This window comes from Amycolatopsis sp. lyj-108, assembly GCF_046549005.1.
In the GTDB taxonomy this organism is placed as follows: Bacteria; Actinomycetota; Actinomycetes; order Mycobacteriales; family Pseudonocardiaceae; genus Amycolatopsis.
Genome location: NZ_JAJPWQ010000002.1, coordinates 661,784 through 685,974, shown reverse-complemented (window position 1 = coordinate 685,974; position 24,191 = coordinate 661,784). Strand labels below are relative to the sequence as shown.

At 69.7% G+C, this 24,191-nt stretch carries 23 protein-coding genes; 12 read left to right on the top strand and 11 right to left on the bottom strand.

Annotated elements, in window-relative coordinates; translation table 11 throughout:
• Positions 1-32: 32 nt before the first annotated feature.
• The 5 genes from ACLJO0_RS09600 to ACLJO0_RS09580 all read right to left on the bottom strand — a co-directional run bounded on the left by ACLJO0_RS09600 (position 33) and on the right by ACLJO0_RS09580 (position 5,533).
• A complete protein-coding gene (locus ACLJO0_RS09600) occupies positions 33-851 on the bottom strand; it encodes a DUF5336 domain-containing protein (protein ID WP_410577624.1) in 819 nt (272 codons plus the stop codon).
• Positions 852-1,123: 272 nt separating this feature from the next.
• Positions 1,124-2,011: a succinate--CoA ligase subunit alpha gene (gene sucD, locus ACLJO0_RS09595; RefSeq protein WP_125788903.1), complete on the bottom strand. Its 888-nt coding sequence runs from the start codon at positions 2,009-2,011 to the stop codon at positions 1,124-1,126.
• Position 2,012: 1 nt separating this feature from the next.
• Positions 2,013-3,182, bottom strand: a complete 1,170-nt coding sequence (gene sucC, locus ACLJO0_RS09590; protein ID WP_125796400.1) for an ADP-forming succinate--CoA ligase subunit beta — start codon at positions 3,180-3,182, stop codon at positions 2,013-2,015.
• A gap of 117 nt (positions 3,183-3,299) precedes the next feature.
• Positions 3,300-3,659 carry a hypothetical protein gene (locus tag ACLJO0_RS09585; RefSeq protein WP_410577621.1) on the bottom strand — a complete coding sequence of 120 codons (360 nt, stop codon included), beginning with the start codon at positions 3,657-3,659 and terminating at the stop codon, positions 3,300-3,302.
• On the bottom strand, positions 3,656-5,533 hold the full coding sequence (locus ACLJO0_RS09580; protein ID WP_410577619.1) for a hypothetical protein: 1,878 nt from the start codon (positions 5,531-5,533) through the stop codon (positions 3,656-3,658). Before ACLJO0_RS09580 ends, ACLJO0_RS09585 begins: the two co-directional genes overlap by 4 nt.
• 640 nt (positions 5,534-6,173) lie before the next feature.
• Between ACLJO0_RS09580 and ACLJO0_RS09575 the strand changes: the two genes are divergently transcribed.
• A complete protein-coding gene (locus ACLJO0_RS09575; RefSeq protein ID WP_125788899.1) occupies positions 6,174-6,860 on the top strand; it encodes a M23 family metallopeptidase in 687 nt (228 codons plus the stop codon).
• Between the two features lie 677 nt (positions 6,861-7,537).
• Here the strand turns inward: ACLJO0_RS09575 and pcrA are convergent.
• A complete protein-coding gene (gene pcrA, locus ACLJO0_RS09570) occupies positions 7,538-9,955 on the bottom strand; it encodes a DNA helicase PcrA (protein WP_410577617.1) in 2,418 nt (805 codons plus the stop codon).
• Between the two features lie 90 nt (positions 9,956-10,045).
• Here pcrA and ACLJO0_RS09565 point away from each other — a divergent pair, with 90 nt between their 5' ends.
• From ACLJO0_RS09565 to ACLJO0_RS09535, 7 genes are all read left to right on the top strand, one after another.
• Entirely contained in the window at positions 10,046-10,465 is a 420-nt protein-coding gene (locus ACLJO0_RS09565; RefSeq protein ID WP_410577615.1) for a DUF1707 domain-containing protein, read from the top strand.
• A gap of 167 nt (positions 10,466-10,632) precedes the next feature.
• Positions 10,633-10,920 carry a chorismate mutase gene (locus ACLJO0_RS09560; RefSeq protein WP_125796394.1) on the top strand — a complete coding sequence of 96 codons (288 nt, stop codon included), beginning with the start codon at positions 10,633-10,635 and terminating at the stop codon, positions 10,918-10,920.
• 236 nt (positions 10,921-11,156) lie between these two features.
• Positions 11,157-11,462 carry a hypothetical protein gene (locus ACLJO0_RS09555; protein ID WP_125788895.1) on the top strand — a complete coding sequence of 102 codons (306 nt, stop codon included), beginning with the start codon at positions 11,157-11,159 and terminating at the stop codon, positions 11,460-11,462.
• A gap of 338 nt (positions 11,463-11,800) precedes the next feature.
• The gene (locus ACLJO0_RS09550) at positions 11,801-13,048 is read left to right on the top strand and encodes a hypothetical protein (protein WP_410577613.1); all 1,248 of its coding nucleotides are present in this window, start codon (positions 11,801-11,803) and stop codon (positions 13,046-13,048) included.
• Positions 13,049-13,303: 255 nt separating this feature from the next.
• Entirely contained in the window at positions 13,304-14,149 is an 846-nt protein-coding gene (locus tag ACLJO0_RS09545; protein ID WP_410577612.1) for a hypothetical protein, read from the top strand.
• A 219-nt stretch (positions 14,150-14,368) separates the two neighbouring features.
• Positions 14,369-15,985 (top strand): serine/threonine-protein kinase, encoded by a 1,617-nt coding sequence (locus tag ACLJO0_RS09540; protein WP_410577610.1) that lies wholly within the window; start codon positions 14,369-14,371, stop codon positions 15,983-15,985.
• Between the two features lie 13 nt (positions 15,986-15,998).
• Positions 15,999-17,045, top strand: coding sequence for a serine/threonine-protein kinase (locus ACLJO0_RS09535; RefSeq protein WP_410577608.1), 1,047 nt, complete (start codon positions 15,999-16,001; stop codon positions 17,043-17,045).
• On the opposite strand, the gene ACLJO0_RS09530 is transcribed toward ACLJO0_RS09535, so the two are convergent.
• A complete protein-coding gene (locus ACLJO0_RS09530) occupies positions 17,042-17,710 on the bottom strand; it encodes an alpha/beta fold hydrolase (protein ID WP_410577606.1) in 669 nt (222 codons plus the stop codon). The two genes, ACLJO0_RS09535 and ACLJO0_RS09530, sit on opposite strands and share 4 nt — an antisense overlap.
• 62 nt (positions 17,711-17,772) lie before the next feature.
• The gene (locus ACLJO0_RS09525; protein WP_410577604.1) at positions 17,773-18,705 is read right to left on the bottom strand and encodes a LysR family transcriptional regulator; all 933 of its coding nucleotides are present in this window, start codon (positions 18,703-18,705) and stop codon (positions 17,773-17,775) included.
• Between the two features lie 101 nt (positions 18,706-18,806).
• Between ACLJO0_RS09525 and ACLJO0_RS09520 the strand changes: the two genes are divergently transcribed.
• Positions 18,807-19,745: a DMT family transporter gene (locus ACLJO0_RS09520; protein ID WP_410577602.1), complete on the top strand. Its 939-nt coding sequence runs from the start codon at positions 18,807-18,809 to the stop codon at positions 19,743-19,745.
• A complete protein-coding gene (locus tag ACLJO0_RS09515) occupies positions 19,742-20,086 on the top strand; it encodes a hypothetical protein (RefSeq protein ID WP_410577600.1) in 345 nt (114 codons plus the stop codon). Before ACLJO0_RS09520 ends, ACLJO0_RS09515 begins: the two co-directional genes overlap by 4 nt.
• Before the next feature lie 7 nt (positions 20,087-20,093).
• On the opposite strand, the gene ACLJO0_RS09510 is transcribed toward ACLJO0_RS09515, so the two are convergent.
• Genes ACLJO0_RS09510 through ACLJO0_RS09500 form a run of 3 tightly spaced genes read right to left on the bottom strand, consistent with a single transcriptional unit; the run spans position 20,094 to position 22,548 of the window.
• Positions 20,094-20,477, bottom strand: a complete 384-nt coding sequence (locus ACLJO0_RS09510) for a DUF4345 domain-containing protein (protein WP_410577598.1) — start codon at positions 20,475-20,477, stop codon at positions 20,094-20,096.
• On the bottom strand, positions 20,478-21,185 hold the full coding sequence (locus ACLJO0_RS09505; protein ID WP_125680018.1) for a response regulator: 708 nt from the start codon (positions 21,183-21,185) through the stop codon (positions 20,478-20,480). It lies immediately after the preceding gene.
• A 7-nt stretch (positions 21,186-21,192) separates the two neighbouring features.
• Positions 21,193-22,548 (bottom strand): ATP-binding protein, encoded by a 1,356-nt coding sequence (locus ACLJO0_RS09500; protein ID WP_125796385.1) that lies wholly within the window; start codon positions 22,546-22,548, stop codon positions 21,193-21,195.
• A 110-nt stretch (positions 22,549-22,658) separates the two neighbouring features.
• Here ACLJO0_RS09500 and ACLJO0_RS09495 point away from each other — a divergent pair, with 110 nt between their 5' ends.
• Both ACLJO0_RS09495 and ACLJO0_RS09490 read left to right on the top strand, forming a co-directional pair.
• Complete coding sequence (locus ACLJO0_RS09495; protein ID WP_410577596.1) at positions 22,659-23,930, top strand: PspC domain-containing protein; 1,272 nt, start codon at positions 22,659-22,661, stop codon at positions 23,928-23,930.
• Positions 23,923-24,165 carry a hypothetical protein gene (locus ACLJO0_RS09490; protein ID WP_125790015.1) on the top strand — a complete coding sequence of 81 codons (243 nt, stop codon included), beginning with the start codon at positions 23,923-23,925 and terminating at the stop codon, positions 24,163-24,165. Before ACLJO0_RS09495 ends, ACLJO0_RS09490 begins: the two co-directional genes overlap by 8 nt.
• Positions 24,166-24,191 lie beyond the last annotated feature (26 nt).

Genomic DNA, 24,191 nt, shown 5'->3' with positions numbered 1-24,191 from the left:
GAGAGTCACAGCGGGTGTTTCGCGTTCGGAAGTCAGCTCTGCTTGCCGAAACCACCGGGCGGCGTGCCCGGGTTCTGGCCCGACTCCGACGAGGAGGAGGACGGCGGCTGCTGGAAGAACTGGCCCTGCTGCGGCGCGTACGTCGTGGCCTGCTGCCCCGGCGGCTGCGTGACCGGCGGCTGGAACCCGCCCGGCTGCGAGAACGGACCGGACGGCTCGCCCTGCTGCTGACCCTGCTGGCCCGCGCCGGGGAACGGCTGGACCTGGGTGGCGGCCGGGCCCTGCTGACCCTGCTGGCCGAACGGACCCTGCGGGCCCTGCTGCGGGAACTGCTGGCTGTACGGGGCCTGCTGTGCCTGCTGCTGCGGCTTCGCGGCGGGCAGCTTGATGACGTCGTGCTCGAACAGCAGCGCGGCGACCGCGACCAGCATCTGCAGGATGCCGAGGATCAGCACCACGGTGAGGATGCCGGGAACCGAGACATCCTCACGGCCGCTCCCGTAGCCGATGATCAGGTCCAGTGCGGCGAACGCGCCGAGGACGCTGAACAACGCGGCGAACGGCAGCGTCTTCGGGCCACGCGGCAGCGCGTGCAAACCCGCGAGCAGACCGCTGACCAGGAGGAAGACCGAGACCTGTCCGGCGGCGTCGGCCTCGTCGGAGAAACCGATGAAGAACTGCACCAGGCCGAGGACGGCGACGGCGAGCGCGAGCAGCAGCGCCAGGTTCAGCGGAGGAGCCTGCGAGGGCGCCTGCTGCTGCGGAAAGGCTCCCGAGCCGGGGTGGGACTGAGGGGGTTGCTGGCCGCCACCCTGCTGGGGGTAGCCGGGCCCACCGCTGGGATAGGACATCCGAATGCTCTCCTGTCGTTCGACCGGCACCCCGGGGCGCGCGGGACTCCCGGGACAAACGAGGCGGCTGTGATGCTCGAACGCTAGCGCACACGCGGTCACCCCACGCCTCGGGCTCTGAGACGTCTGTACACCCGATCAGGTTCCGTGCGGAACCCCTCCGCGACGACCGGATCGCGATTAGGGGGCTAAACGCGCTCCGGGCGCAAAGAGGCGGGCCGGGCACCGGTGAGGTGCCCGGCCCGCCGGGGAAAGCGCCAGTCTCCGAAGGATCAGAGGCTGTTGTACAGCTCGCGCGCCAGGACGGCGGTCTCGCTCGGGGTCTTCCCGACCTTGACACCGGCGGCCTCGAGGGCCTCCTTCTTGGCGGCGGCCGTGCCGGAGGAGCCGGAGACGATGGCGCCGGCGTGGCCCATGGTCTTGCCCTCGGGCGCGGTGAAGCCCGCGACGTAGCCGACGACCGGCTTCGTCACGTTGTCCTTGATGTAGGCCGCGGCACGCTCTTCGGCGTCGCCGCCGATCTCGCCGATCATCACGATGACCTTGGTCTCGGGGTCGGCCTCGAACGCCTCGAGGGCGTCGATGTGCGTCGTGCCGATGATCGGGTCGCCGCCGATGCCGACACCGGTCGAGAAACCGATGTCACGCAGCTCGTACATCATCTGGTAGGTCAGCGTGCCGGACTTCGACACGAGACCGATCGGGCCGGCACCGGTGATGTCGGCCGGGATGATGCCCGCGTTCGACTTGCCGGGGCTGATCACGCCGGGGCAGTTCGGCCCGATGATGCGGGTCTTGTTGCCCGTCGCGACCGCGTGCGCCCAGAAGTAGGCCGAGTCGTGTACCGGGATGCCCTCGGTGATCACCACGGCGAGCGGGATCTCGGCGTCGATCGCCTCGATGACCGCGTCCTTGGCGAACTTCGGCGGCACGAAGATGACCGACACGTCGGCGCCGGTCTCCTTGATGGCTTCCTCGACCGTGCCGAACACGGTGAGGTCCTTGCCCTCGATGGAGACGGTCTGACCGGCCTTGCGGGAGTTGACGCCACCCACGATGTTCGTGCCGGACTTCAGCATCTTGGTCGCGTGCTTCATGCCCTCGGAGCCGGTGAGCCCCTGGACGATGACCTTGCTGTTCTCGTTGATGAAGATCGACATCTCACGCACCTGCCGCGGCGAGCTCGGCGGCCTTGTCGGCCGCGTTGTCCATTGTGTCCACCACGGTGACCAGCGGGTGGTTCGCGTCGGCGAGGATCTGGCGACCCTCGACGACGTTGTTGCCGTCCAGCCGCACGACGAGCGGCTTGGTGGCCTCGTCACCCAGGATCTTCAGCGCCTCGACGATGCCGTTCGCGACCGCGTCGCAAGCGGTGATGCCGCCGAAGACGTTGACGAAGACGCTCTTCACGTCGGTGTCGTTGAGGATGACGTCCAGACCGGCCGCCATGACCTCGGCCGACGCGCCGCCACCGATGTCGAGGAAGTTGGCGGGCTTGACGCCGCCGTGCTTCTCACCCGCGTACGCGACGACGTCCAGCGTGGACATAACGAGGCCCGCGCCGTTGCCGATGATGCCGACCTCGCCGTCGAGCTTGACGTAGTTGAGGTCCTTGGCCTTGGCCTTCGCCTCGAGCGGGTTCTCCGCGTCCTTGTCGACCAGTGCCTCGTGGCCCGGCTGACGGAAGGAGGCGTTCTCGTCGAGGGTGACCTTGCCGTCGAGGGCGATGATCTTGTCCTGCGGGTCACGGACCAGCGGGTTGACCTCGACCAGCGTCGCGTCCTCGGAGACGAAGGTCTCCCAGAGCTTCACGACGACGTCGGCGGCTTCGTCGACGACCTTCTCCGGGAACTTGCCCGCGGTCAGGATCTCGACGGCCTTCGCCTTGTCGACACCGATGATCGCGTCGACCGGGATCTTCGCGAGCGCTTCGGGACGCTCGACGGCCAGCTGCTCGATCTCCACGCCGCCTTCGGCCGAAGCCATCGCGAGGAAGGTGCGGTTCGCACGGTCCAGCAGGAAGGAGAAGTAGTACTCCTCGGCGATGTCCGAGGCTTCGGCCACCAGCACGCGACGCGTGATGTGGCCCTTGATGTCGAGACCGAGGATCGCCTCGGCCTTTTCCGCGGCCTCGTCCGGCGTCTGGGCCAGCTTGACGCCGCCGGCCTTGCCGCGGCCGCCGGTCTTGACCTGCGCCTTGATGACGACCTGGTTGCCGATCTTCTCGGCGGTGGCCTTGGCTTCTTCGGGGGTGTTTGCCACGGCACCCGGCAGAACCGGTACTCCGTGGGCGGCGAAGAGATCCCTCGCCTGGTATTCGTAGAGGTCCACTACTCCAGTCTCCTGACGACACGCCACTGTGGTGGTCCGTTCCCGGACCGCGCTGTCGGACCAGTCGAGGTTAGCGACCTGCGCAGAAGCAGGGCACTCCGCACCTGGTGAAGTCGGTCACCGTACGCGGTCAGACGGTGTTTCCACGGTGTGAGACCGCACACCGGAGACCCAGATCGCCGCCTCTTCCAGGCTTTCGAAGGCGTTTTCGAACCCGCTCGGGCCGTTACCGACCGCGAAGAGGAGAACGCCGGGAAGCGTTTCGGCGAGCCCTTCCGGTTCACTCTCGCCGCGCAAGACGCCGAGGATGTCCGGATCCTCCTGTTCGACCGTCCGGACCACTTGTTCGACGGTGTCGAGACGCCCGGCGTAGACGACCTCCACCCCGTCGTCGCGCAGCGCCCGCCCGAGCGCGACCGCCGACCCGTCCGGGACATCGAACTCGGCCAGCACGACGCGGAGGAGGCGGCGCGTCATCCGGTCCGCCGCGCACCCGCGACGGCCATCCCGGCCGCGACGAGGGAGACGAGCGCGCCGCCCAGGGCGAGCCAGAACCCGATCCCCGCCGACGAGCCGTCGTACTCCGAACCGACGAGCGGCAGTTCCGCCGCGCGCAGCCCGAGTAGCAGCGCGGCACCGGCCAGGGCGGACGCCGCCGCGACCGGCCGCGAGCGCACGACGAGCGCGTACAGGCCGAGCAAGACCGCGAGCGCGCCGAGCAGGCCCCACGACGCCGCGCCGAAGTTCGACCACAGACCGGGAGCGGTGTAGCCCGGCGCGGTGAACACCGGGGTGCCGAACGCGGCGATCGCCAGGACCGCCGCCGCGACGACCGGGGTCAGCACGGCGCCGTTCGCCCGCGAACCGTCCAGCCCGCTGTCGGTCGAGGCATCGGCAGCGTCATCGGCGTCATCGGCGTCATCGGCGTCATCGGCGACATCGCGTTCCACGACGCCGGTGACCACCGCGGCGAGCGCGGCCACGGCTGCCAGCACGAGCGCGACGAACGTCCACGTGACGCCGGGGCCCGCCGAGAAGCCGACCTCGTCCGGCGACGGCACCGGGAGGTCGACCCCGAACAGCGCCGGGTCCACCGCCTTGTCCTCGGTCACGGACAAGGCCGCGCTCAGCACGGCCGCGCCCGCGAGGACGACCCCCGCCCACGTCGCCGCGACGACTCCCCTGGCGAACGCCGAGAGCCGGGGCACGAAGACGAACAGCGCGGGCACGGCGAGCACGACGGCGGCGCCGAGCAGCAGCCAGCGCGCCGGCGTCTCGGGGACGGGCGCCGGACCGTTGGCCTTCAGAACCGGGGCCAGCGCACCCGCGACCGCCGCGGCGGCGGCGAGCAGCGCCAGGCCACCGGTGGCCAGCCGCCACCAGAACAGCCCAGGCAGCCTTGCTTCGCCGGCGAGGTCACCGGTGACGGCATCGCCTGCTTCCGCGACGTCGAACCGGGTGAAGGCCAGCCCGACCAGCGCCAGCCCCGCGACGGTCACCACCACCGAACCCGGCGCGACCGAGAGCCGGTCCACGACCAGCCCCGCGACCACCGCCGGGACCCCGACCGCGAGCGACGCCAGCCCGGCTCCGGCGAACCCGCCCTTGCCGACTCCGGCCGAAGACGAACTCACGGCCACGAGCACGGTCAACGGAAGCATCGCCGCGAGCAGCAGGTACCCGGCCATCGCGACCGTCGGACCCTCGAAGGCGTTCTTGGCCAGCAGATACGCGTTGCCCGAACCGAGGGGTGCGAGCAGCAGACCCATCCCGCCGGCCACGCCGAGCACGGGCCCGAGCAGCCGCCAGCGACGCCGTCCGTCGAGTTCACCCGCCAGTTCCGCCTCGTCACGTGCGGTCCCGGCGGCGAACGCCCCGGCGGCGAGCGTGAGCAGGTGGCCCACCACCAGCGGCCACAGCCCCGGCCCGGCCGGAGGCAGCGCGAGCAGCCTGTCGGCGAGGAACAGTTCCGGCCGCGCGGCGAGGGATCCGTCCGCGAGCAGCTGCAGGTCCAGCAGTAGCCGCCCCGGCGCGAGTGCGGTGAGCCCGAGCACCAGCCCGGCCGTGAGCCCGGCGCGCCCGGTGAACAGTGCGTAGAGCACGGCCACCGCGGGCGCCAAGGCCAGCACGACCAGCAACGGACCGGCGGTGAAACCAGGCGAACCACCCTGGATGACGGGCAGCAGCGCGCCGGCGGCCAGCGCGACCGCACCGGCCGACACCAGCCCCGCCGAGAGCAGGAGCGCTCGCGGGCGGGAGCCCGGTTCGCTCCGGAGAAGTTCGGCGGACGCGGTACCGGGGACGGCTTGCCCGGCGGAGTCGCCGCCAGGGTGCCGTGAGCGCGAAGTCATCGACGGCGACGCTAGCAAGCCGGGGCCGGCCGGGCCCGGCAGCAGGGGCGCCGCAGGTCTCACCGGCGTTCAGCCAGGTCACGGAAGACAGCTGAAGTCAAGCTGAAGACGAGCTGACCAGGCGCGGGCTAGGCGTGGAAGCGGCCTAGTCCGGGTAAACCTCCTTCAACACCGTCGGGCAACCGCTTATTTCCCTCGTTTGCCCCCTTTCCGGCCCTTCGGTACCCCCGAACGGCCCCTTGATCTTGTAACGCAAGTCACACGGTTGTGAGTAAACCTGGTTTAACTTTGGGTAATCTCCACTGGACAACGGCCACATCGCCGTCGCCCGATCGGCCGAGAGCGCCGTCAGATCTTGCTGTTCGGGGTGCCGCTTCGTTACTGTCCCGGGGTCCCCATTACAGTCAGATCACGAATGAGAGCACCGAACGAACCACCCCCGAGGTCGTTCACCGGGTTCCCCCGCCCGGGCTCTTGATCCGACTCCCCGAACACGGAAGGCCCCGTCTTGGCTTCACACCGCTCCCCCGGCGGCCAAGCTCCTTCCCCGGCGCTCGAGAACGCACTCGATGGTGCGGTCGTTCGCGTCCGGGGCTCGCACCGCCTGTCGCCCCCGTCCTCGGCCCTTCGCGGTCGTGTCGTGGTCGCAGCCGTCGCTGCCGGCGCCTTCGCGGCCGCCGCTGCCGGGCAGACCCTGAAGTCCGTTTCGGAATCCTCCGACGCCGCCGTCACCCCCCTGGCCAGCACCCAGGACGCGAGCGCCTCGTTCGCCCTCGGCGGCGGAGCCGGTGGTGGCGCCCCCGAACTGCTGCCGACGAGCCAGTCGACGAACGCCTCCGCCGAAGCTCAGAAGCTCTCGGAGAACAACAGCATCACCCAGGCCCGCGTCAAGCGCGAGGCCGAAGCGGCCCGCAAGGCCGAAGAAGAGGCCAAGCGGCCCAAGACCTGCATGCCGACCAAGGGCTCCTTCACCTCGGGCTTCGGTGCCCGGTGGGGCACGAGCCACCTCGGCATCGACCTCGCGGCCCCGATCGGCACGCCGATCGTCGCGGCCTCCGACGGCACGGTCATCGAAGCGGGCCCCGCCAGCGGTTTCGGCCTCTGGGTCAAGGTCCAGCTCGCCGACGGCACCGTCCACGTCTACGGCCACATGAACTCGTTCTCCGTCCGCGAAGGCCAGAAGGTCAAGTGCGGCGAGGAGATCGCCGAGGTCGGCAACCGTGGCCAGAGCACCGGCCCGCACCTGCACTTCGAGGTGTGGCAGAACGGCACGAAGAAGATCGACCCGCGCCCGTGGCTCGCCGCCCGTGGCGTGAGCGTCGGCTGATCGGAATTCCTTCCCCTTCACCACACCGGTGAGGCCGCCCGCAGCAAGGGCGCGCCGGGCAACGACGCTCTGGCGCGCCTTCAGGGCCTCTGCCTCCCCCTTCGAGGACACCAGCTTCGAGGACACTGGGAAGCGTCGTAGGCCATCCGGCCCGGAGCATGTGTGGTCTTTCGGGCTCTCAAAGCCCTCACGCGACGCCGTCGGGCAGCTTGCGGACGAAGTACCCCACGGCGATCTGCCATACCGTGCAGAGACCGGCCGGGCGCCGTGCGATCGGCCACCATCCGGCGAAAAGTCCCCGGGAACGAATTCGGCACCCGGCTGGCCGCGGCCCGAACAGCCATCGCCGCGCGTGCCCGCATACGACACACCGTCCGGCCCCGTCCGGTTCGTGCGTCCGCAGTAACGCGCGCCAGGCCGCGACCAGCCTGAGCACTTCCGGCGGTTCCGGACCCCGATCCGGCCCCGCCCCTTCTTCAACACCCCGCAGGTATTCGAGTACCCCACTCGAGAGAACCCCAAACAAGACCCCGTCCACACCGTGCGCCCCCTCCTCCTGATCGGGGCACACCGGCTCGTCCAGCCTACCCCAGCGCATCGAACTCGTGTTCGATGGCACAGGTATACGGGAGGGGTCCGACAGTTTTGGAGCGCGGCGGAGAAACCGCAGGTCGGGGCTAGAGTTTGACCATCGGGACGCTGCCGATGAGCATCAGCCGGACCTTGCCCGCGGCGCCGAAGTCGATCGTCGCCGTGGCACGCGGGCCCACACCGTCACAGGCGATGACGGTCCCGAGTCCGTACTTGTCGTGACTGACCCGGTCGCCGATGTCGAGTTTGAGCGCGACCGTTTCCTTCCAGCCCTTGCCGAACGGACTCGTGCCCGTCGACCTCGACGGCGAGGCGCCACCGCCACCGCGGCTGCCCCAGGTCGTCGCGGCACGCGGCGAACCGCCCGACGAACCGAAACCACCGGAGGACGAGGAAGGCGCGAGCCTGCGCCAATCGACCAGCTCGGCGGGAAGCTCGTCGAGGAACCGCGAAGCCGGGTTCATCTGCGGCTGGCCCCACGCGGAGCGCACCATCGAACGGGAGACGTACAGCCTCTTCCTCGCCCGCGTGATCGCGACGTAGGCGAGCCGGCGCTCCTCGGCCAGTTCCGTCGGGTCACCGAGCGCGCGCATATGCGGGAAGATCCCGTCTTCCCAGCCCGTGCCGAAGACGACGGGGTACTCGAGCCCCTTCGCGGTGTGCACGGTCATCAGCGTGACCACGCCCGCGTCGTGCCCGTCACCGTCATCGCCACCGTCGGCCGCGGGGATCGAGTCCGCGTCGGCCACCAGCGAAACGCGCTCCAGGAACGCGGGCAGCGAGCCCGGCTCCGGCACTCCGGGGTCCACGGCCTCGAGTTCGGGGAGTTCACCGTCCGGACCGGCGACCTCGGCGGTGAATTCGGTGAACTCCCGCGCGACGGTGACGAGTTCCGTCAGGTTCTCCACCCGCGACGCGTCCTGCGGGTCGTCGGACTCTTCGAGTTCCGCGCGGTAGCCCGTGCGTTCCAGGACCGCTTCGAGGATGTCGGCGACTTCGGCGCCGCTCTCGACGACTTCGCCGAGTTCGTCCATCAACTCGACGAAACCGGTGATCGCCTTGGCGGAGCGCGGGTTCAGCATCGGCACCTCGCCGTTGACGGCGCCGCGCAACGCCTGCGTGAACGAGATGCGCTCGCGCTCGGCGTACGTCGCGATGACCGCTTCGGCGCGGTCGCCGATGCCGCGTTTGGGGACGTTGAGGATCCGCCGCAGGCTGACCGTGTCCTCCGGGTTCGCCAGCACCCTCAGGTACGCGAGCATGTCGCGGACCTCGCGCCGTTCGTAGAACCGCACGCCGCCGACGACCTTGTACGGCAGGCCGAGGCGGATGAAGATCTCTTCGAACACACGCGACTGGTTGTTGGTGCGATAGAAGACCGCGACGTCGGAGTAGTCCGCTTCGCCCTTGTCCGCCAGCGCGTCGATCTCGCCCGCTACGAACGCCGCTTCGTCGTGCTCGTTGTCCGCGACGTAGCCGACGATCTTCTCGCCGTCACCGGAATCGGTCCACAGCCGCTTCGCGCGCCTGTTCGGGTTTCGCGCGATGACCGCGTTCGCCGCGTTCAGGATCGTCTGCGTCGAGCGGTAGTTCTGCTCCAGCAACACCGTCCGCGCGTTCGGGAAGTCGCGTTCGAACTCCTCGATGTTGCGGATGGTCGCCCCGCGGAAGGCGTAGATCGACTGGTCCGCGTCACCCACGACACACAGTTCGGCGGGCTCGATCCCGGCCTCGTTCGCCTCGGTGCCGACCAGTTCGCGGATCAGCGTGTACTGCGCGTGGTTCGTGTCCTGGTACTCGTCGACCAGTACGTGCCGGAACCGCCGCCGGTAGTACTCGGCGACGTCCGGATACGTCTGCAGGAGTTCGACCGTCCGCATGATGAGGTCGTCGAAGTCGAAGGCGTTGGCCTGGTTCAACCGCCGCTGGTACTCGACGTAGACCTCGGCGACGCGGCGTTCGAGGTCGTTGCCCGCGTCGGCGACCGCCGTCTCCGGAACGATCAGTTCGTTCTTGAGGTTCGAGATGTGCACGGCCAGCGTGCGCGCCGCGTACCGCTTCGGGTCGATGTCGAGATCGCGGGCGACAAGGGTGATGAGCCGCTTCGTGTCGTCCGAGTCGTAGATCGAGAAACTCGACGACATCTCCAGCGTTTTGGCCTCACGGCGCAGGATCCGCACGCACATGGAGTGGAACGTCGACACCCACATGGCGTTCGCACGGCGGCCGACGAGGTCGCTCACCCGCTCCCGCATCTCCGCGGCCGCCTTGTTGGTGAACGTGATCGCCATGACCTGGCCGGGGTGTACGTCCCGTTCGGCCAGCAGGTACGCGATCCGGCGGGTCAGCACCCGGGTCTTGCCGGAACCCGCGCCCGCGACGACCAGCAGCGGCGAGCCCGCGTGGGTCACGGCTTCGCGCTGTGCCGGGTTCAGGTCGTCGAGCAGGTCCGCGTGCCGGGGCTTGGCCGGACCGTCCGCTGGGAGATCGAAGAGGGTGTTCATCGCCGGTCCACGCTACAGCGCCGGGCGTAGGCGGTGTTGCCGCCTGCCGTCCGACGCGCGGACGGTGTTCGCGGCGGAGGATCGGATGCCATGGACACCAACGGAATTCCCTCCCGGCTCAGGGCCGCCGACACCGACCGGGAGCGGGTCGTCTCGCTCATCCAGGCCGCCGGCGGCGAAGGCCGTCTCACCCTCGAAGAAGTAGAAGAGCGGCTCGGCACTGTGTATTCCACCAAGTACACAGACGAACTCTCCGCGCTCACGGCCGATCTGCCGAAACCCGTGCCGAAGCGGCGGCCTGTCGTCTTCGGGCATCCGGCGGTGCGGGCCCACCTCGCGGTCGCCGTCGTGCTTTCGGTGCTGCTGATCGTCCGCTGGACGGCTTCGGGGGTGCCGTTCTTCTGGCCGGCGATGCCGATGTTCTGGCTGGCCATGAGCGTCCTCGTGCACGCCCGCGTCCGCGGAGCACGCCGCCGCGTCAAGCCGGAGGACGGTTTCGCTGTGGCATAATGATCGGCATGCGGCACGTGACGCGATTTTTTTACGGGACCCGGACTCCGGCTCCCGTGATCGCATAGTGCCGAAATGCCATCACCCGAAGCCCCGGAGTCCACGGACCCCGGGGCTTTACGCTGTTCCGGGGGCCAGCAGGGAATCCGGACCGAAGAAAGGTCCCGATGAACACCACACAGAAGCCGGACGCCGAAGAACCCACCGCCACGGCCGAAGAGATCGGTGAGCTCCGCAAGGAGATCGACTGGCTCGACGGCGAGATCCTGCGGCTGGTCAAACGCCGCGTCGAAGTCTCCAAGACGATCGGTGCGGCCAGGATGGCCGCGGGCGGCACCAGGATCGTCTACAACCGTGAAATGGACGTGCTGGCGCGCTACCGCGAACTCGGGCCGGAGGGACGGCAACTGGCGATGGCGCTGCTGAATCTGGGCCGGGGCAGGCTGGGGCGCTGAAGGGGACTTTCCCCGCGTCTCACGTGGCGAAAGCGCCCTTCGCCGCATGGCACGCGGCGAAGGCGTCCTTCGCGAGCGCCGCACGTGTCGTCCGTCCAGTCACGCGAAACCGCCGGTTCAGTCCAGGTGGTCGTGAGTGATGCGGACCACGGCCTCACGTCACGATCGCGTGCCGTGAGGCGAAACTCAGGGTGTTCCCCGAGCCACGACGACGCGGGACAGGGCAAACTGGACACATGATTAACCTCATCGCCGTGATCATCGCGATCGCCGGTGTCCTGGCGACATTGGGCCATCTCGGTTACCTCGCCATGCTGAACAACGCGGCGGGTAAGCGCGCGGGCGGCACGCCCATCGCCCAGTACGTCAAGACACGCTGGCCGATCGCAGCGGGTACCACCGCGGCCTCGCTTTTCGCCTGGTTGCTCACCAGTGGGGGAACGACGCTCGACATCATCGCCATTTTGCTTGCAGCGGGTAGCGGGATCACCGCCACCAAAGCTCTGCAATCGACCCAGCAGAAGTACCGCAGCGGCAACTGAGCGGCTCCACCAGCACTGATAGCGCTGCGTAACGTCACCAAGGCCCGTTCGGCCGCGCCCGACCGAGTGAAAGATCTGCAACTTGCAGAGTGGGTGAAGACTTGCGCGTGTCGAACTTTTAGTGTGGATCCCGTGAGGACCCTTGCGTCTGGGTCGGGCGATGCCCGTATGACGCGCGGGGGCGATGGCCCCGCGCGTCCCCAGTCGCATGCGCGTGCATTTGCTCACGAGAGTGCCCGGGAGTCTGCAAGCGAGGGATCCCGTGAAAGCACTGCTCCGTTCGGCTTAACCGGTGTCACATCGCCGTCAGGGACGGCCCGCGAGGGGGTCGCTCGGACATGAACGGCTGGGCGGAACACCAAGGACGGGACGGCGCCACGCACGCGGGCCGCCACCGGGCGGGCGGTACCGAGAGCTGGACCCCACCCGTGCCGCCGAGGCGGCAGCGCCCCACCGGGCACGGCCATCACGCACAGCGTGAGTTCGCCCCGCCCTCCACCGGTTCCCTGCCGCTGCCGCCACCGCGGAACAGGAGGGCGCCGAGCCCCGGCTACGCCCCATCGAGCGGCCGCCTGCCGCTCCCCCAGCCCGCTCGCGAGGTCCCCGTAGAGCACCCAGCCCGCCCGGCCCGCGTCGAGGTCTCGTTCACCGAACCGGTCCGGCCCTCCGCCGAAGAGCGGCGCGTGAAGGCCGCCCAGCGCACGAAGGTGACGCTGACCGCCCCCGCTCCCCGCCGTCCCGAGCCGGTGGAGATCGACGGTGACACCGACGACGTCCGCGTCTACCTCGCCCCGCCCGTCGACGGCCTCAGCACCTTCGACCTCGGCTCGGTGCCCGCCTCGGTGACCCCGCCCAAGACCTGGCGCAAGGCCGCCTGGTTCGCGGCGGCGGCGTCCGCGCTGGTCGTCGTCGGCCTGCTCTTCGCCGGTTCGTTCCTGGTCGGCAAACCCCTCCCGGAGCAGCAGAGCCAGGGCGGCTGGCCCGGATACCGCGGTGGCAGCCCGCTGACGCAGGAAGGCCTCGCCGGCAACCCGGCCACGCCGCCGCAGGGCGGTGCGGCAGGCAACCCGTCGAGCTCCGAGACCGATTCCTCCACCAGGGACGACCGCAGTTCCGCCAACTCCGGCACTTCGTCGGACAACGACGGCTCCGGCAGCAGCGAAACCCAGCCGGATTCGGGCGGGCCGGTCACGTCCGGGCGGCCCGCGCCGTCGTCGAGCGACCGGCCGCAGAAGCCGCCGGTCACGCCCGCGGACCGCACCACCACGACGGCCGCCTGGTACGCGTCCCAGCCGGACGCGCAGACGATGGGCGACAACACCGAGATCTTCCTCAACAACGTCACCACCGATCCCCACGAGGCCTCTTCGGTGACCTCGGGAAGCCTGAGCGAAGAAGGTGCGCAGGGCCTCCGTGAGCGCTACGCGGACGTCGCCTACTTCGAGGTGAAGAAGGTCAGCATCGACCAGCGCCGCGGCGTCACGGTCAACACCGTCGAGGTCACCCACAAAGACGGAACGAAGACCATGGAGCAGCGCACACTGACCTTCGGTGACGACGACAAGATCGTCGACGACGGCATGTAACCGTCCGCGCACGTGCAGGTGTCCTGTTCCTCTGCACGTGCGGTGCGGCGAGCGGTCGTCCCTGGTCCGGGTGGGTGACCTAAGCTGCCGTTCGTCGTATGGCGACGGCATTCCGGCGATAGAGCCTGGCCGCGAACCGTCCGCACAGGGTTACCTGGCGACTGCAGGGTCCGCACCGTTCAGAAGACGGCCGCGCGGACCAGAGGCGTCGGCCGAACGGCCCAGCGCCTGCCCCGGACCAGAGCGAGGAATTTCGTGCTTGATCGACAGCGCATACGGCGTGAGGACGCCGTACGTGTCGAGGACGTCATCCCGGAAGAGATCCTGAACGACACCCGTGTGGACCGCGAGTACCTCGAGCAGGTCTTCCGCGAGCCGCAGAAGTTCGTTCCCGCCCGCACCCGTGAAGAGCCGTCGCCGCGGCCCGAGCCCGAAGAGGACGAGCCGGAAAGCCGCGCCGCCCGGCGGGCCAAGCTGGCCGGGCTGGTGGCCGCCGGACTGCTGGTCGCGGGCGCCGTCGTCACCGCGGGCGTGCTCGCGGGCGGCCAGCCTCAAGGCACGGCGCCGGGCGCCGCCGCACCCGAGGTGATGAGCGGGGCCGCCGCGCTCGGCGGACTCGCCGTGCCGGACTCCACGGAGCCGCAGCGGAAGCAGGACACGCCGACGTCCGCGGGCATCAGCACGACGCCGCAGCCGTCTTCGGGTACCGCCTCGGGTTCGCTCACGCAGCAGGGTTCGACGTCCAGCAGCGCCAGTTCGCAGCCGGTCTCCAAACCGGCCGCGGTCACCACGGCCGAGGGCAAGCTCGAGGCGGTCCGGAAGTTCTACCAGACCGTCGACGCCGATCCCTACGGTGCGATGTCGCTGCTCACGCCGGTATTGGCCGAGTCCGAGATGGGCAGGCTGGTCGAGGCGTGGAGCGCTATGGACGCCATCCAGATCCAGGATCTCCGCGAGCAGGCCGACGGCACCATCCTCGCCGTGGTGACCATGCGCAACGCGGACGGCGGCATGGTCCGGGTCACGCAGGTGCTGGAATTCGCCGACGAAACGACCGGTCTGATCACCGACGCGCGACTGCTGTCCGCGCAGCACATGTGACGGACACCCCGCGTGTAACGGCTCTCCACCCAGTGCGATCAGAGTGTGCCGCGTGTGTGTGCGCAGAGTGAGCGCCTAGCCTTGTCACGAGTCGGTCTCGGAAAAGCCGGCACACAGACCACTACATGTGCATACGCTCCAACGCTGTGGCGTGCTGAAGGCCGCACCGCGTGCGCGGACGACTCCGCGACGTGAAGACGGAGCCCAAAGGGAGGTCGCGTGAGCGACGAGGGTCGCCTGGTCGCCGGTCGATATCGCATCGCCGGGCGGATCGGCACGGGCGCTATGGGGGCCGTGTGGCAAGCGCACGACGAGGTACTCGGCCGCACGGTGGCGATCAAGCAGTTGCTGCTGCAACCCGGTCTTGAGGCTCACGACGCCGAAGACGCCCGCCAGCGGACGATGCGCGAGGGACGGATCGCCGCCAGGCTGCACCACCCGAACGCCATCTCGGTGTTCGACGTCGTCACCGACGACAACGGCCAGCCGTGCCTGATCATGGAGTACCTGAACTCCACCAGCCTCGCCCAGGTGCTGCAGGAGGAGCGGACGCTGCCGCCGACGGAGGTGGCCCGGATCGGCGCCCAGGTCGCGGCGGCGCTGACCGAGGCGCACGCGGTCGGCATCGTGCACCGGGACATCAAGCCCGGCAACATCCTGCTGGCGCCCAACGGCACCGTGAAGATCACCGACTTCGGCATCTCGCGGGCCAAGGACGACGTCACGGTCACGAAGACCGGGATGATCGCCGGAACCCCCGCCTACCTGGCGCCCGAGGTGGCCATCGGCGGCGACCCCGGCCCGGAGTCCGACGTCTTCTCCCTCGGCTCGACGCTCTACGCGGCCTGCGAAGGCCAGCCGCCGTTCGGCCTCAGCGAGAACACGCTGAGCCTGCTGCACGCGGTCGCGGCCGGCCAGATCATCCCGCCGCGTCAGTCCGGCCCGCTCGCCAGCGTGCTCGCTGTGCTGCTGCACCCGGAGGTACGGCACCGGCCCACCGCCGAAGAGTGCGAAGAACTCCTCGACGCTGTCGCGCGGGGTGAAACGCCGCTGGGCGGTCCCGCGGACGAGACCGTGCTCGCCGCCCCGGTCGCGGGGGCGCTCGCCGGCGCGGGCGCGACCCAGGCGCTGGACAGCGAAGCGGCCGGTCACTCGGGCTCGCTCCTCGACGAGCAGGCCGCGGCGGGTTCGTACTACGACGAAGACGACTACCAGCAGCCGCCCGCGTCGGGTTACCCGGAAAACGACTATGACGGGTACGACAACTACGACGAGACGGCGCTGCTCGCCGAACGCGGCCACCCCGGCGGCGGACCGGCGCCCACCCGCGCCGTCCCGATCCCCGCGGGCGAGTACGACGACGATCCCTACGACGACGACTACGACACCCCGCCTCCGCCGCCTCCGCCCACCCGTGCGCAGACCAGCCCGGTGGACGAGGACGACGAGAAGCCGGGCGCGTGGAAGAAACCCGCGATCATCGGCGGTGTCGTGGTCGTGGCGCTGGCCGCGCTGGGCTTCTGGCTGCTGAGCCCGAACAATCCGGAGACGCCCGCCCAGGTGGGGAACTCGTCGACGAAACCGACCCCTTCGGCGACGTCATCGGCTCCCGAGACGACGGAAACGCCGACGGAGACGCAATCGGCCGAGCCGCCCAAGGAGACGACTTCGTCGAAGAAGACGTCGAGCAAGGCGAGCCAGACGGACGAGCCGGATCGGCCGACCAGCACGAAGTCGAGCCCGAAGACGACACCGAAGCCGCCGACTTCTTCCGATGATCCTCCGCCGAGCACCACGCCCACCCCGCCAGTGAGTTCGACCCCACCTGGCGCTTGATCCGAGGCTTCAATTGAGTTCTGAAGGTTCCATCGTCGGCGGCCGGTACCGCCTGGACCAGCCCATCGGGCGTGGCCGGGCGGGCATCGTGTGGCTGGCGTTCGACACGCGTCTGCTGCGCACGGTCGCGATGAAGCGCATGTACCTGCCCGTCGGCCTGCCGCCGGACCGGGCGGAGCAGGCGAAGGCCGTCGTCATCCAAGAAGGCAAGGACGCGGCCAAGTTCGAGCACGCGACCGCCATCAAGGTGTACGACGTGCTGCCCGACGGGCCGGACGTGTGGCTGGTGATGGAGTACATCCCGTCGCGCGGGATGGCGACCTTCCTCGCCGAGCACGGCAGGCTGACCGCGGAACAGGCCGCCGGGCTGGGCATCGTGCTCGGCCGCGCGCTGGCCGCGATGCACGAGGCCGGGGTGGTGCACCGGACCGTCGAACCGGGCACGGTCCTGCTGGCCGACGACGGCGGCGTGAAGCTCACCGACATCGGCATCACCGGTGGCGGGCCGAGCCCGGCGTACCGGGCGCCCGAGGTGGCGCGCGGCGAACCGGCGACTTCGGCGTCCGATGTGTTCTCGCTGGGCGCGACGCTGTACACGGCCGTCGAGGGGGTGCCGCCGTTCGGTGAGGACGGCGAGTCTTCGGAACGGCCGCCGCAGACCGCCGGCCCGCTGGCAGGCGCGCTGCGCAAGATGCTGCGGCCCGAGCCGGATTCGCGGCCGACGATGGCCGACACGGTCCGCTCGCTGAGCGCGATCACCGAGGGCAGGCAGACGGCGTTCATCCCGCCGACCGCGCCCGCCATGCCGACGGTTCCGGCCTCGATGCCGATGCCGATGAACCAGGCCCCGCAGCAGCAGCCGGTTCCGCAGTTCCCCCAGCACCAGCCGCAGCAGTATCAGCCGCCGCAGCCGCAGTACGCGCCGCCGGCGCAGCAGTACGCGCCCGCCGCGTCGGCCGTGGCGAAGTCTCCCGACACCCGGAAGTGGCTGATCGTGGCGGGTGCCGTCGTGGCGGCGATCCTCATCGGTGTGCTGTTCGCGGAACTGTTCCTGATTTAGAGCCGCTCGCGGACCAGCGTCGCCAATTCCACCGGACGGCTGAGGTACGGGCTGTGACTCGCCCGCCAGGTCACCGTCGTTTCGCAGCGCGCGGCGCAGTGAGCCACCAGTTCCGGCGCGAGCGCCCGGTCTTCGGTGCAGGCGATGTACGTGCTCGGGGTGTCCTTCCACGCCGAGCCCTCCGGCGACTCGTCGAAGATCGTGGCGGGCTCGGGACGCAGCAACGCCGTGGCGCGCTCGGCGACGGCGTCCGTGCAGTCGGCGTACATGGCCTCGCGGACGGCGGCGAGGTCGAGGTGGGTCAGGCCCGCGTCGTCGAAGGTCAAGGGCACCTGGTCGGGTTCGCGGCCGGTCTCCTCCTTGAGCCGCTCGTTCCAGTACTGAGCGGTTTCCCCCGGCTCGCTGACGATCGCGGCCAGGAAGATCAGGTGTGAGACCCCCTGAAGCCCGCTCGCGGTGAGCGCGCCGAAGGAGTGCGCGAGCACCACCGGCGGCTCGGCCGCCCGGTCGACGAGTTCCTGGACGGTCCGGGTGGTTTCGGCGATCGGACGCCCGCCGAGGTCGGGGACGGTGACGTCGGCGCCTTCCCGGTGCAGGCGTTCGACGACGTCGTCGAAATGGGCGGGCTGGTGCCAAGAGCCGTGCAGGACGATCAGGGGGCGCACCGGGATCCTTTCGCTGGCGGGTTCCCTGCCAGGTTGTCGACCGCCGACGCGGCTGTTCAAGCTCAGCCGGTTTTCGTGCCCACTCGACCAGTCACGGTTACCTGTCCGGCCCCTTCGCGGATCGCGCTGAGGAACCGTCGCACCGCGGGGTGTTCCCTGGCGTGCGCGGCCACGGCCGCGTGGATGGATCGGACCGGATCCGGACGACGGACCTTGCGGATGGCGACGCCGGGGTGCGGGGCGCCGAGGCCGAGCTCCGGGATCAGCGCGACACCGAGCCCGGCGGCCACGAATCCTTGTGCCGTCTGGTAATCCTCGGATTCGACGACGTGGTTCGGGGCGAATCCGGCCGCACCGCAGGCGTCGAGCAGGATGTCTCGGCAGGCGCCGGGGAGACCGTCGACGCCGACCCACGGATCTTCCGCGAGTTCGCCGAGATCGAGGACGCGTTTGCGGGCGAGCCGGTGGTTCTTCGGCAGGATCGCGCGATACGGGTCGTCGAGGAGGTGGATGTACTCGACCCCTTTGACCCGGGGCGCGCTGCTGGGGAGCACGATCATCGCGACGTCGGCCTTGCCCGACTCGATCTCGGGCATCGAATCGTCGGGCTCGACCAGTTTCAGGTCCAGGCGGACGCCCGGGAATTCCCGGCGCAGCGCGGCGACGGCCAACGGCACCAGTGAGGCGCCCGCCGTGGCGAAATAGCGGATGGCGAGCCTGCCGGTGCGGCCTTCCTTGAGTTCGCTGAGCGCGGCTTCGGCCTTGGCGAGCTGGGTGCTCAGCGTTTCCGCGTGTTCGGACAGCAGCGAACCGGCGGGCGTCGGGCGCACGCCGCGGCCGACGCGTTCGAGCAGTTCGACCCCCGCTTCCCTTTCCAGGGTGGACAACTGCTGGCTGATCGCGGATGGTGTGTAGCCGAGGTTCCTGGCGGCGGCGGTGATCGAACCACTGCTGATCACGGCTCGGAGGACCTGCATGCGGCGGACGTCCAGCATGGTCCGATCTTACAGTTCTGCTTAAGGCTCCCTGCAGTTATTTTCGCTTGTCCTTACGCGTCGGCGCGGCGAAGCTGAGCCAGGCACTAAGGAGGACTGGGGTGGGCGAGACGAAGACCCTGCTGAGGATCGGCGCGCTGGCGCTCATGTGGGGATCGAGTTTCTTCTGGATCAAACTGGGGCTCGGCGCGTTCTCGCCGGTGCAGCTGGTGCTGGCGCGGGTGGCGCTCGGCGCGGCGGTGCTGATCGGGCTCTGCTACCTCGGCCGGGACCGGCTGCCGTCGGGACGGCGGATCTGGGGACATCTGGCCGTCGCGGCGTTCTTCCACAACGCGCTGCCGTTCCTGCTGTTCGCGTGGGGTGAGCTGACCGTCGACTCCGGGATCACCGGCGTGCTGAACTCGACGACACCCCTGTGGGTGCTGCTGGCCGCGCCGATGATGGGCGCGCGGACGAAGATGACCGCGCTGCGGGTCGCCGGGCTGGTCGTCGGCCTCGCCGGCATCCTGCTGATCTTCGCGCCGTGGGAGGCCTCCGGCCTGGTCAGCTGGGGCGCGCTGGCTTGCCTCGCGGCGGCCGCGAGCTACGGGTTCGCGTTCGTCTACGAGGGCAAGTACCTCACCGGCACCGGCGACTCGCCGCTCGCGCTGGCCGGCGGGCAGATGCTGCTGGCGACCGGGTTCATGCTGCTCGCCATGCCGATGGGCGGTTTCGAACCGGTGCACCTGAGCACCGGCGCGGTCGTCGCGGTCGTGATCCTGGGCATCGGGTCGACGGGGATCGCGTTCGCGCTGAACTACCAGCTCCTCGCGAGCGAAGGCGCCGTCGCGGCGTCGATCGTCGGATACCTGCTGCCGGTGGTGTCGGTGCTGCTGGGGGCGGTGTTCCTGGCCGAGCCGCTGAACTTCCGGGTGATCGCCGGGATGGTCGTCGTGCTGGGCGGGGTCGCGCTGACCCGGCTCCGGCCGAAGGAGCAAGGGACCTTTGCTACCACTCCGCAGGTCGAGCGCCCTCTCGCCGCCGATAAGGTCGCGCCATGACGGAAACGACGACCCTGTGGCGCCCGACCGGGCCCGTCGAGCTCGACCTCGTCCGCGAGTCGGGCTGGCGCGAGTGGCCGCCGAGACTGCCGGAGCAGCCGATCTTCTACCCGGTGCTGAACGAGGACTACGCGATCAAGATCGCCCGCGACTGGAACGTGCGATACGACGGCGCGGGCTTCGTGACGCGGTTCGAGGTCGAGACCTCGTTCGTCGAGCGGTACCCCGTCCAGCAGGCGGGCGGGAAGACCATCCTCGAGCTGTGGGTCCCGGCCGAGGACCTCGCCGAGTTCAACACGCACATCGTGGGGAAGATCGAAGTCACCCACGAATTCCGCTGACCTGCGTTCAGCGGGCTAAAGGCGACACGACCGCGACGACGAGCAGGGCGGCCATGACCAGCTCCACCCAGAAATAGAGCCAGCTCGGATAGAACCGCTCCGGTCGTTCCGCGAACCGCGCGACCAGCCGCCCGAAGGCCATCCCGACGAGTGCGACGGCCACCGCGATCGCCGCACCCCGCTGGATCCCGCCGACGTCGAAAGCCGCGAATCCGAGCAGCACCGCGACAGCCACACCGAAGCCGCCGTATACCGCGCGCACTTCGGTCCGCGCCGTCGCCGACTCCAGCGTGATGCCGAACGGCCGGATGAGCCGCCCCGGCGCGGCGAGCCCGAGCAGCCCCATGCCGAGGAAGAACACGGCCACCAGGCCGATGAGGACAGGCGCCACCTAGACGAGACGCCGGTCGGAAGCCCAGCGCGAAAGCTCGTACCGGTTCGAAAGCTGCGTCTTCCGCAGCACGCTCGACACGTGCGTCTCGACGGTCTTCACCGAGATGAACAGCTCCGACGCGATCTCCTTGTACGCGTACCCGCGCGCGAGCAGCCGCAGCACGTCGCGCTCCCGCGGCGTCAGCAGGTCGAGGTCCGGATCGCTGATCGGCGCGGAACCCGGCCGGTCGGCGAAGGCGTCGAGCACGAATCCCGCCAGCCGCGGCGAGAACACCGCGTCGCCGTCCGAGACCCGCACGACGGCGCGCACGAGCTCCTTCGACGAGATCGTCTTCGTGACGTACCCCCGCGCCCCCGCGCGGATCACGGCGATCACGTCCTCCGCGGCGTCGGAGACCGACAGCGCGAGGAACACGACGTCCGGCAGTTCCGGCCGGATCCGGCGCAGGACTTCGGCGCCGCCACCGTCGGGCATGTGCACGTCGAGCAGGACGACCTGCGGTTTGGTCCGGGCGATGCCCGCGACCGCCTCGGCAACCGAGCCCGCCTCACCGACCACGCGGACGTCGTCGGTGATCGAATCCAGTTCGGTGCGCACTCCGGCACGGAAGAGCGCGTGGTCGTCGACGAGGAAGACCTTGACCGGCTCCCGCGTTTGCTGGTTCTCCGTCACGATGCTCCCTCGCTCGCCCTGTCCCGTGAGCATAGCGACCTCACGCCGCGCCCTTCCCCGCCTTGACCGGCATCTCCAGCTGGACCTCGGTTCCTTCACCCGGTGCGGTACGAAGTTTGCACTTGCCCCCGTGCCGTTCCATCCGCCCCCGGATGGAATCGGCGAGACCGTGCCGATCGCCCGGCACGACATCGGGGTCGAACCCCTTGCCCCTGTCCCGCACGAAAACCGTCACCGCCGTCGGCTCGACCTCGGCGTACACACTGACCTCGTCGACGCCCGCGTGCTTGGCGGCGTTGACGATCGCTTCGCGCGCCGCCTGGACCAGCGCGGTCAGCGGCTCGTTCAGCGTTGCCTCCCCCACGACGACCTGCTGCACCGAGATCGCGAACGCGTCCTCGACCTCGCCGCACGCGGCCGCGAGTACTTCGGACAGCTGACCGCTGATGGCCTCTTCCTCGGTCTTCTTGTTCTTGCCGTACCCCGACGGCCCGTACAGCCAGCCGCGCAGCTCGCGTTCCTGACCGCGCGCGAGCCGGGCGACCTCACGCGGCGAATCCGCCTGCTTCTGGATCAGCGCGAGGGTCTGGAGGACCGAGTCGTGCAGATGCGCGGCGATCTCGGCGCGTTCGTCGGTGCGGATGCGGGCGGTGCGCTCGTCGGACAGATCGCGAACCAGGCGCAGCCAGAACGGGACGGTCAGCACGGCCACCCCGAACAGCGTCGCGATCACCGCGACCAGCGCGAATTTGACCTGGTCGATGCTGCCGCTCTGCAGGACGACGACGCCGATGCCCGCCATCACCAGCGCGACGCCGGCGACCACGCGGATCGCGGCCGACCAGCCCCCGCCGCCGAGGAACGCCGTGGCGACCCCGCCCTTGGCGCCGAGGCGCCAGCGCCGTCGTTGCGACTCGTCGGCCTCCCGCCAGACGACGGCCGCGCCGATCATCGCGAGCGCCAGCGGAATGGCGACCCAGCCGCTGATGAAACCGGTCAGCGTGCCGCTGGCGACGGCGAGGCCGACACCCAGCGCCATCAGGCCGAAAGCCTGCTGCTTGTCCTTCGGCGCGGATTTCTCCGGCTCGACCTCACCGGATTGCTGCTGGACGAAAACCCACAGCAGGCCGTACGCGAGAAGGCCGACGCCGTTCAGCGCGGCGAGCAACGCGAACGCGGTCCGGACCCAGAGCACCTTGACGCCGAGGTGGTCGGCGAGACCGCCGGCGACACCCGCGATGGCGCGGCCGGAGCGGCGGCGGTACATCTTGGGCGGCTCGAACGGTGCCGGCGACAGGCTGCCGGCGACGGGCACCAGCGGGCGCTCGATGATCGTCGGCTTCACCTGTCCGGCGAGGTCGTTGGGGGCGGATTCCTGCACGTACTCCATGGTCACACGGAGTGCCGCACTGATCCATCGGGGAAACCCCTGACTCTTCCCGCTGGGGAAACCTCAGGGACGTTCCCGGATGTGGTGAGGGCCCGCCGGAGCGCATTCTTTGTGGCATGAGTGGGAGTGAGACACAGGTTCCGAAGCGCGGCCCCGCGGCCGGCTTCGAAGAGACCGTCAAGGATTTCTGGCGGAGCAGGCCGGTCCGCCCGGTGGCGGGCCGCAAGTTCGCCGGTGTGGCCGCCGGCATCGGCTACCGGTACGGCATCGACCCGACCGTGGTCCGCGTCGCGCTGGTCGCGGCGACCGTGTTCGGCGGTTTCGGCGTCTTCGTCTATCTGCTGGGCTGGCTTTTCCTGCCGCAGGAGGGTGACCCCGTTTCCGCGTTCGAGGGGATGATCGGCCGGGGACGCGCGTCGAGCTCGCCGGCGTTCGCGGTGATGCTGCTGCTCCTGCTTTTCCCTGGTCTCACCTGGACCTTGAGCGGCGGCTGGATGACCGACGGAACCGGCCTGATCGGCTTGGCGCTGATGGCCGTCGCGCTGTACCTGCTGCACCGCAACCGCGGTCAGTTCAACCGGCCGACGATGCCCGCTCCGGCTTATCCGACGGCCGCGTTCTCGATGGCGTCGGCGTCGGCGACCTCCACCTCGACGGCGACCGAGGGCGGCTGGGACCCGCTCGCGGCCGACCCGTCGGCTTGGGACCTGCCGAACGCTTCGCCGTCCGGCGGGCTGCCGCCGCAGACCCCTCCGCCGCCTCCCGCGCCGCCGGCGCCTCGCGGCCGGAAGTCGAAGATCGGCGCCGCGACCTTCGGGCTCGCCGTGCTGGTGGCCGGGGTCGGCACCGTCCTGGGTCTGGACGGCGAGACCTGGTTCACCCCGCAGCACGTCGTCGGGCTCACCCTCGGTGTGGTCGGTATCGGGCTGGTGGCCGGTTCGTTCGTTCGTGGCGGTCGCGGGCTGATCGGGCTGGCGGTGCCGCTGGCGATCGTCGGGATGGCGCTCACCACGGTCCCGTTCGAGAACTTCTCCGTGAAGGGCGGCGTCGGCGACCTGAAGGCGACGCCGAGCCAGGTGTCCGAGGTGCTGCCTGAGTACCACCGTTCGGCGGGGAACATCGACGTCGACCTGACCAAGCTGCCCGCTGGGGCTTCGGTGAGCACGAAGGTCTCGAACGGAGCCGGTAACTCGACGGTGCTCGTGCCGATGGGTGCCGAAGTGAAGGTCTCCTGTGAGACGGGAGCGGGCGAGGTCGACTGCCTCGGCCAGTCCCGCTCGGGGGTCGGCGAAGACGTCGTCGACTTCACCGCGCCGGGGAGCAACGGGCAGAAGATCACTGTGAAGGTCGAGAACGGTGTCGGGAACGTGGAGGTGCGTCGTGGCTGAGTACGACTACGACAACTACGACAGCACACAGACTCAGTCGGCTCGGCCCGCGAAGCGCGGGGTGGACGTCTTCACCCTGATCATCGGGATCGCGACGCTGCTGGTGTCGGGTTACGTCCTCTCGGACGGCGCCTCGTGGCTCCCGCAGTTCGACTTCCGGTGGGTCATGGCCGGTGGGGCGATCTTCGTCGGCGTCCTGCTTCTCGCCGCTTCGGTGCGCAAGAGCCGCCGCTAGCGGCCCCCGCTCACGATCCACCCCAC

Bases quoted from the DNA above. Each gene is read 5' to 3' on its own strand.
- ACLJO0_RS09505 (WP_125680018.1), bottom strand. From the start codon at position 21,185: ATGCTCACGGGACAGGGCGAGCGAGGGAGCATCGTGACGGAGAACCAG.
- ACLJO0_RS09580 (WP_410577619.1), bottom strand. From the start codon at position 5,533: ATGACTTCGCGCTCACGGCACCCTGGCGGCGACTCCGCCGGGCAAGCC.
- sucD (WP_125788903.1), bottom strand. From the start codon at position 2,011: ATGTCGATCTTCATCAACGAGAACAGCAAGGTCATCGTCCAGGGGCTC.
- ACLJO0_RS09525 (WP_410577604.1), bottom strand. From the start codon at position 18,705: ATGCTGGACGTCCGCCGCATGCAGGTCCTCCGAGCCGTGATCAGCAGT.
- ACLJO0_RS09560 (WP_125796394.1), top strand. From the start codon at position 10,633: ATGAACACCACACAGAAGCCGGACGCCGAAGAACCCACCGCCACGGCC.
- ACLJO0_RS09600 (WP_410577624.1), bottom strand. From the start codon at position 851: ATGTCCTATCCCAGCGGTGGGCCCGGCTACCCCCAGCAGGGTGGCGGC.
- ACLJO0_RS09585 (WP_410577621.1), bottom strand. From the start codon at position 3,659: ATGACGCGCCGCCTCCTCCGCGTCGTGCTGGCCGAGTTCGATGTCCCG.
- ACLJO0_RS09550 (WP_410577613.1), top strand. From the start codon at position 11,801: ATGAACGGCTGGGCGGAACACCAAGGACGGGACGGCGCCACGCACGCG.
- ACLJO0_RS09555 (WP_125788895.1), top strand. From the start codon at position 11,157: ATGATTAACCTCATCGCCGTGATCATCGCGATCGCCGGTGTCCTGGCG.
- pcrA (WP_410577617.1), bottom strand. From the start codon at position 9,955: ATGAACACCCTCTTCGATCTCCCAGCGGACGGTCCGGCCAAGCCCCGG.
- ACLJO0_RS09515 (WP_410577600.1), top strand. From the start codon at position 19,742: ATGACGGAAACGACGACCCTGTGGCGCCCGACCGGGCCCGTCGAGCTC.
- ACLJO0_RS09495 (WP_410577596.1), top strand. From the start codon at position 22,659: ATGAGTGGGAGTGAGACACAGGTTCCGAAGCGCGGCCCCGCGGCCGGC.
- ACLJO0_RS09565 (WP_410577615.1), top strand. From the start codon at position 10,046: ATGGACACCAACGGAATTCCCTCCCGGCTCAGGGCCGCCGACACCGAC.